At 70.4% G+C, this 6812-nt stretch carries 10 protein-coding genes; 7 read left to right on the forward strand and 3 right to left on the reverse strand.

Features of this window, described 5'->3' with window-relative positions:
* Positions 1–152: 152 nt before the first annotated feature.
* On the reverse strand, positions 153–929 hold the full coding sequence (locus tag ACFUNE_RS23670) for a chaplin (RefSeq protein ID WP_383571427.1): 777 nt from the start codon (positions 927–929) through the stop codon (positions 153–155).
* Positions 930–1194: 265 nt separating this feature from the next.
* Between ACFUNE_RS23670 and ACFUNE_RS23675 the strand changes: the two genes are divergently transcribed.
* The 6 genes from ACFUNE_RS23675 (at position 1195) to ACFUNE_RS23700 (ending at position 4233) form a co-directional block, all read left to right on the forward strand.
* Positions 1195–1599, forward strand: coding sequence for a rodlin (locus ACFUNE_RS23675; RefSeq protein WP_383571429.1), 405 nt, complete (start codon positions 1195–1197; stop codon positions 1597–1599).
* 222 nt (positions 1600–1821) lie between these two features.
* Entirely contained in the window at positions 1822–2055 is a 234-nt protein-coding gene (locus ACFUNE_RS23680) for a chaplin (protein WP_383571432.1), read from the forward strand.
* Between the two features lie 174 nt (positions 2056–2229).
* Entirely contained in the window at positions 2230–2532 is a 303-nt protein-coding gene (locus ACFUNE_RS23685) for a hypothetical protein (protein ID WP_383571434.1), read from the forward strand.
* Positions 2533–2705: 173 nt separating this feature from the next.
* The gene (locus ACFUNE_RS23690; RefSeq protein ID WP_383571437.1) at positions 2706–3116 is read left to right on the forward strand and encodes a rodlin; all 411 of its coding nucleotides are present in this window, start codon (positions 2706–2708) and stop codon (positions 3114–3116) included.
* Between the two features lie 267 nt (positions 3117–3383).
* A complete protein-coding gene (locus ACFUNE_RS23695; RefSeq protein ID WP_383571439.1) occupies positions 3384–3620 on the forward strand; it encodes a hypothetical protein in 237 nt (78 codons plus the stop codon).
* 205 nt (positions 3621–3825) lie between these two features.
* Positions 3826–4233 carry a rodlin gene (locus ACFUNE_RS23700; RefSeq protein ID WP_383571442.1) on the forward strand — a complete coding sequence of 136 codons (408 nt, stop codon included), beginning with the start codon at positions 3826–3828 and terminating at the stop codon, positions 4231–4233.
* Between the two features lie 138 nt (positions 4234–4371).
* On the opposite strand, the gene ACFUNE_RS23705 is transcribed toward ACFUNE_RS23700, so the two are convergent.
* On the reverse strand, positions 4372–4872 hold the full coding sequence (locus tag ACFUNE_RS23705) for a DUF5949 family protein (protein ID WP_383571445.1): 501 nt from the start codon (positions 4870–4872) through the stop codon (positions 4372–4374).
* Between the two features lie 316 nt (positions 4873–5188).
* Between ACFUNE_RS23705 and rsgA the strand changes: the two genes are divergently transcribed.
* Positions 5189–6352, forward strand: coding sequence for a ribosome small subunit-dependent GTPase A (gene rsgA / locus ACFUNE_RS23710; RefSeq protein WP_383571448.1), 1164 nt, complete (start codon positions 5189–5191; stop codon positions 6350–6352).
* A gap of 56 nt (positions 6353–6408) precedes the next feature.
* Here rsgA and ACFUNE_RS23715 read toward each other — a convergent pair.
* Positions 6409–6812, reverse strand: a 404-nt coding sequence (locus ACFUNE_RS23715) for a DUF456 domain-containing protein (protein WP_383571451.1), incomplete at its 5' end; no start/stop codon positions are given.

Consider the following 6812-nt stretch of genomic DNA (forward strand, 5'->3'; position numbering starts at 1 on the left):
TGGTGGGGGGGGGTTTTTTTTTCTAATCCCCCCCCCCCCCCGGCGGCCGGCCGCCCGGGGGGGGGGGCGGGGCCCGGGGGGCTGGGCCCCGCCCGGCCCCCGGGGGCGGCGGCCGCCCCCCCTTCTCTGTGCGGCTCCCTCTCAGGAGCTGGTCAGCCGCGTGAACCGCGGGTGCGGCGCATGAGCACAGCACCGCCCAGCAGCAGCGCCGCGCTCGCGCCCGCCGCCAGGCCGATGTCGCCCGCACCGGTCTGGGCCAGCTGCGCGCCGGGGGTGTTCGGGCCCGGGTTGCCGGCCGGCGGCTCCTCGACGGGGGGCTTGGAGGTCGGCGGCGTGACCGTCGGGGGCTCCTCGGTGGGGGGCTCCTCGGTCGGCGGGGTGACCGTCGGCGGCTCCTCGGTCGGGGGCTCCACCGGCGGCTGGACCGGGGGCTCCACCGGCGGGTCGACCGGGGGGTGGACCGGCGGGTGCACCGGCGGGTGCCCGTGGTCGTGGCCGCTCTCGTTGAGGCAGGAGTTGCCGAACACGGGGTTCAGCGCACCGACGACATTGACGGAGTTGCCGCAGACGTTCACCGGGACGTCCACCGGAATCTGGGCCAGGTTGCCGGACAGGACGCCGGGCGAGCCGACGGCCTCGCCGTCGGCGCTCGCGCCGGACGAGCCGTGGCCGTGCTCGTCGTGCGAGCTGACATTCGCGCACTTGTTGCCGAAGGCCGGGTTCAGCAGGGCGATCACATTGACGGTGTTGCCGCAGAGGTTGACCGGGACGTGCACCGGGACCTGGACGGCGTTGCCCGAGCCGACACCGGGTGAATTGGCCGCGACACCGCCGGCCGAGGCGTCGGCGTGCGCGTAACCGCCGGCGGCGCTCAGGATGCCCGACGCCGCCGCCATGACGATCATGCTTTTATTCAGAACCTGTCGCATTACATGCCCTTCTCCGGGAAATTCGCGTGGGCGGTGACCCTGATGGCAGTCATTCCATCGACGCGGACGACTTCATAACGACACGGCGGTTGCGGTGGAAACTTGGAGATCGGTGGAAATTGTGTAACCACCCGAAAGGGTCACGTACGGGTGTTCGTTCAGCGGCGAGGTTCTGGCATTCGGGTGAACGGGGGGAACCAAACGCCGGCCGGCCAGTTGATCAGTGCGCTCCGCCGCGGGGCAATCGGTACGAGAAGGGTTCATCGTGATCAAGAAGGTTCTGGCTACGGGCGCCGTCGCCGCCTCCGTCCTCGGTCTCTCGGCGACCAGCGCCATGGCGATCGGTGACGACACCGGCACCACGTCGATCAACGGCAACGGTGCCGAGTCGGAGTTCGGCAACAGCTCGACCGAGGGTGACCAGAGCCCGCAGCTCAGCCTCGTCCAGGGCTCGCTGAACAAGCCCTGCATCGCCCTGCCGGTCAAGGCCAACGCCGGTGCGCTGGTCGGCATCATCGCCGCGCTCGCGATCCAGGACGTCAACGTCCTGTCCAACCCGCAGAACCAGCAGTGCACCGACAACTCCACCCAGGCCAAGGGTGACGAGCCGCTGTCGCACATCCTGTCGGACATCCCGGTTCTCTCCGGCAACGGTGCCGGCAACAGCTGACCGGGCCACCAGGACCGGTCCGGGCCGCCGACACTCCTCCATCGTGCGGCCCGGGCCTGCATCATCCGGGCGGATTTCCGAGAAACTCTTCGCATAGCGTTTCGTAGCCGCCCGTCGATCGTTACGGATTACAGCTCCGGAGTCACGAGCGCATTTCAGAGAAGTGCTCGTGCGGCACGAAAGACGTGACCGCTCAGGACTCCGCTGCAGAAAGGGACGAAAGTGAAGTACACCAAGGTTGCCGCCGTCGCCGCCGGAACCCTCATGGCTCTGGGTGCCGCCGCTCCGGCCATGGCCGACTCGGGCGCCGAGGCCGTTGCCGCCCACTCCCCGGGCGTGCTGTCCGGCAACGTGGTGCAGGTTCCGATCCACATCCCGGTGAACGTCTGCGGCAACACCATCAACGTCATCGGTCTGCTCAACCCGGCATTCGGCAACGTCTGCATCAACGACTGATTTCTTCCCGGTCGAGCCGACGGTTCGTCATGAGAGGGCCCCGGAGCGCATCTGCAGCTCCGGGGCCCTCTCGCTGTGACCGGGGAAATCCGGGCCGTCGCAGTTTCCCCGCGCGTCACTGGATCGTTGTCCTGGCAAAGGCGGTGGACGCCGCCGAAGAAGGGATTTGGGAAAGTGAAGTACGCGAAGTCCGTCGCCCTCGTCGCAGGTTCCGTCGCCGCTCTCGGGGCGGCCGCTCCCGCCTTCGCCGTGACCGCCCCCACTGCCCCCCGGATCAGCCTCACCGGCGGCGTGAACGAACTGACGTCCACGGCGCCGCAGATCCCGGACCGGCTGGTGAACCCCCTGGTGGACGCGGTCGGAGAGACCGCCGAAGCGGTGCACGAGGACGGCACCGTGAGCAGGTCGGCCGACGTGGTGACCGGTGCGGCCGACTCGGCGGCCCCGCTCCTGGGCGGACTGCCGCTGGGCGGGTGACCACCGCGTCCGGCATGTCGGTCCGCTCGGTTCACGGGCTCCGCCCGTGCGCTCCGCGGTGAATCGGACGAGAAACATCGTTCGAGTGAAAGGGCGCAACCGGATACCACTGCCCGGAGTTGTTCAGAGTGCTCCGGACAGGCGGGCAACAGAAAAACCAGAAGGGCACGTTCATGATGAAGAAGATTCTGGCGTCGGCGGCAATGGCCGCATCCGTCGCCGGTGTTTCCGCCGCCGCGGCCCCCTCGGCCATGGCGATCGGCAACGACCAGGGCACCACCACGGTCAACGGCAACGGTTCCGACCAGTACTACGGCAACAGCAGCACGCACGGTGACATGAGCCCGCAGATCGGTCTCATCCAGGGCTCGTTCAACAAGCCCTGCATCGCCCTGCCGGCGAAGGCCAACATCGGCTCGCTGCTCGGGCTCGTCCCGATCTCGGTCCAGGACGTCAACGTCCTGTCCTCGCCGCAGAACCAGCAGTGCACCGAGAACTCCACCCAGGCCAAGGGTGACGAGGCTCTCTCGCACATCCTCAACGACATCCCGGTGCTCTCGGGCAACGGCGCGGGCAACAACTGACACCGCGCGACTCCGGCTCCCCCTGCGCCCGTCCGGGCCAGGAAGCAGGGTTTTCCGCCTCGTCGTAGTCCGTGAACACGTGTGGGGCCGTTCCGTCCGTGCCGCACCCGACCCCCGGTCGGGCGCCCGGACGGAACGGCCCCACACGGCTGTCCGTGACCGGCCGGCGCAGCCGGTCTGCACGTCGGGTAGCCCGATAGTGCGTGAATTGGGCCGGTTGCCACAGAACCGGCCGACGCCGCGCGCCCGCCCGGGTAGATGCGCCTCATGGACCCGTACGACAGTCACCACCCGCCCGGCCGTGACCGGTTGCCGGAGAGCTCCACGCCCATCTACGACCGGCTGCTCGCCGAGTGGCAGGACACCCGCCGGCGTGAACCGGGGGCGTGGCCGGGAGACGCGGCATCCGCCCCGCCGGTGTCCGCCGGGCCCGCGTCGGGCCGGGAACGCGCCTTCGTCCCCGCCGCCCGTACGGCGGGCGGCGCCGAGTCCGGCGGGACGTGACCGCGCGTCGACTCGGAGTCCGGCGGGACGTGACCGCACGTGACTCGGGGTTCAGCGGGACGTGACCGCACGTCGACGTGGAACCGGATCCAACCCGTTCGAGTGGTGTAGCGGAACCGAAAGCTCCGCTTGGGGTTATCAGTACGTTCCACAACGGGACGCTCCGAAACGTTCCACAACGGGACGCTCCGAAAGGTGAAGCGTGATGAAGAAGATGATGGCCGGCGCCGCCGTTGCAGTGTCCCTGATCGGCCTGTCCGCCGCCGCGGCCCCCTCGGCCATGGCGATCGGCGACGACCACGGCACGACCACGATCAACGGCAACGGTGCCGAGTCGGAGTTCGGCAACAGCTCGACCAAGGGCGACCAGAGCCCGCAGCTCAGCCTCGTCCAGGGCTCGCTGAACAAGCCCTGCATCGCCCTGCCGGTCAAGGCCAACGTGGGTTCGCTGATCGGTGCCATTCCGATCGCGGTCCAGGACATCAACGTCCTGTCCAACCCGCAGAACCAGCAGTGCGCGGACAACTCCACGCAGGCCAAGGGCGACGAGCCGCTGTCGCACATCCTGAACGACATCCCGGTCCTCTCGGGCAACGGCGTCGGCAACAACTGACGCCACTGGGTGCGGGCGGTCCCGGGCGTATGCCGGCGGGCCGCCCGCACTCGCTGCGACACGCGGCGCACAGGGCGATGCCCACCACTCCACGGGGGGTGGTGGGCATCGCCCTTGCGTGCGGAGGGGGCGGAACGGTCAGCCGAGGCTGCGGACCGGCAGCAGACAGTGGGCGGAGGTCCCGATGACGTCGGGGTCGCCCACGAAGGACCGCAGCAGTTCCTCGCCGACCGGCTGCCCCGGGACGGCCGCGGGCCACGGACGCGTGGCGAACATCCCGTGGACCCGGCCCTCCGACCGCGCAGCGGCCAGCCACTCGGGGGGCACGCTGTACTGCGACTTGAAGTGGGGCAGGGTCAGCACGGCCTGCCCGGCCTGGACGAGGAGCTTCACCGGAAGGTTCGGCAGCTCCGTGGCGTCCAGCGTCTCGCCTCCCACGCGCAGTCCGCTGCGCTCCAGAGCCGTGTGCATGGCGCGCTCCCCGGCCTCGGGTCCGTCCGGGCCGTCGCCGAGCGAGTAGGCGAGGAGGAAGGCCGTCGCGCGCTCCCCGGGGGCGCTCACGCCGCTCCAGCCGATCAGGACCTGGGTTCCCAACTGGGCCTGTGAGTAAGGGGAAGTGGCGGTTTTCGGTGAGGTCATGTCCGGCACCCTAACGGCCCGAGACCGGTCCTTGTGCACGCGTATCACCTGATCGGGGAATATCCCTGGCAACTCGGCCCAATCCGCCGGATCGGCCCCCGCATCCGAAAAACCTGTTGACCGTCCGGGGAGGCCTCGGGCTATGGTGTGCGGAGTTCGAGGAACCAGGAGGTGAGGACATTGATGACTGTCGTTGCGATGGGCGCTGCCCACAAGCCGAAGTACATCGTTTTCACCCCTGTGGCCACCGGCTGACTCGACCTTCTCCTCCGCGCCTGACGCGCGGTGCCGGGGCCGCCCTTGTGAAGGGTTTCCCTTGTCTTTCTCCATCTCTCAGGCTTCCGCTCCGTCGCACCCGCTGGCTCCGTACGGCTGGGACGACGCGTGGGCCGACACCTTCGCCCCGTACGCCGAGCAGGGACTCCTGCCGGGACGTGTGGTGCGGGTGGACCGCGGTCTGTGCGACGTGGTCACTCCGGCGGGCACCCTCAGGGCGGACACCGCGTTCGTCGTGCCCCGCGACCCGATGCGGATCGTCTGCACCGGCGACTGGGTGGCCGTCGACCCCGACGGCGACCCGCAGTTCGTCCGTACGCTCCTGCCCCGCCGCACGGCCTTCGTGCGCTCGACGTCGTCGCAGCGCTCCGAAGGGCAGGTGCTCGCCACCAACATCGACCACATCGTCATCTGTGTCTCGCTCGCCGTCGAGCTGGACCTCGGACGGCTGGAACGGTTCCTCGCGCTGGCCATGTCCGCCGCCGCCGGTGCCGCGCTGCTCGGCGACGGGGCGCCGTCCGCCGGGCACGAGGCCTACGAGGCACAGCCGCTGGTGCTGCTCACCAAGGCCGACCTCGTCCCGGACACCACCACGCTGTCCCACCTCGTCCAGGACATCGAGCGCATCGCCCCCGGGGTGCAGGTGCTCACCGTCAGCTCCGCCACGGGGGAGGGCGTCGACGTGTTCGGCGCGATCGTCGGCGGCGGCACGAGCGTGCTGCTCGGAACCTCGGGCGCGGGCAAGTCGACCCTCGCCAACACGCTGCTCGGCGCGGACGTGATGCATGTGCAGGAGGCGCGCGAGGTCGACGGCAAGGGCCGTCACACCACCACGACCCGCAACCTCCTCGTGCTCCCCGGAGGGGGTGTCCTGATCGACACCCCGGGGCTGCGGGGCGTCGGGCTGTGGGACGCGGAGACCGGCGTGGGCCAGGTCTTCTCCGAGATCGAGGACCTCGCGCGGCAGTGCCGCTTCCACGACTGCGGCCACGAATCCGAGCCCGGCTGTGCGGTGCTGGGTGCGATCGAGGACGGATCGCTGGCCGAACGGCGTCTCGACAGCTACCGCAAGCTCCTCCGGGAGAACCACCGCATCGCGGCGAAGACCGACGCCCGGCTGCGCACCGAGACCCTGCGCGAATGGAAGCGCAGGGGCGCCGAGGGCCGGGAGGCCATGGCGATGAAGCGGGGAAGGACGCGTTAGCGGGAAGGGCCGGGGGTGCCCGGCCCGGCGGAGGCCGGCCGGACACCCCGCGGTCCTCAGCCCCAGACGACTGCTCCCAGCCATGCCCCCACAGCCAGCAGGCAGCAGAAGAGCTCCAGAAGCACCGAGTACCCCGTCGCCCGCATCACGGACCGGAGCGAGGTCCAGCCCGCCGCCCGGCTTCCGAGGCGCAGACGTTCGGCTCCGTAGACCGCCCCCACGTATCCCAGGATCCCGCCCACCACCGGGATCACGAAGAATCCCGCGATCGCCGCGAGCCCTCCGGCCATCAGCGTCCGTCGCGGCGCCCCCCCCCCGCGGGGGGGGCCCCCCCCCCCGCTCCCGGGCGGGCGCCCCCCCTCCCCGCCCACTGCCCCCCCCCCCCCGCGGGGGGCGCCCCCCGGCCACCGCCGCCGCGGGCGAGCGCGCGATGAGCATCGGTACGGTGCTGCTGCAGCTG

The organism is Streptomyces sp. NPDC057287 (assembly GCF_042667905.1).
Lineage (GTDB): Bacteria > Actinomycetota > Actinomycetes > Streptomycetales > Streptomycetaceae > Streptomyces.

What these genes read in the sequence shown, in the direction of transcription:
- ACFUNE_RS23670 (WP_383571427.1), bottom strand. Translation starts at nt 929, where the DNA reads ATGCGACAGGTTCTGAATAAAAGCATGATCGTCATGGCGGCGGCGTCG.
- ACFUNE_RS23700 (WP_383571442.1), top strand. Translation starts at nt 3,826, where the DNA reads ATGAAGAAGATGATGGCCGGCGCCGCCGTTGCAGTGTCCCTGATCGGC.
- ACFUNE_RS23695 (WP_383571439.1), top strand. Translation starts at nt 3,384, where the DNA reads ATGGACCCGTACGACAGTCACCACCCGCCCGGCCGTGACCGGTTGCCG.
- ACFUNE_RS23705 (WP_383571445.1), bottom strand. Translation starts at nt 4,872, where the DNA reads ATGACCTCACCGAAAACCGCCACTTCCCCTTACTCACAGGCCCAGTTG.
- ACFUNE_RS23690 (WP_383571437.1), top strand. Translation starts at nt 2,706, where the DNA reads ATGATGAAGAAGATTCTGGCGTCGGCGGCAATGGCCGCATCCGTCGCC.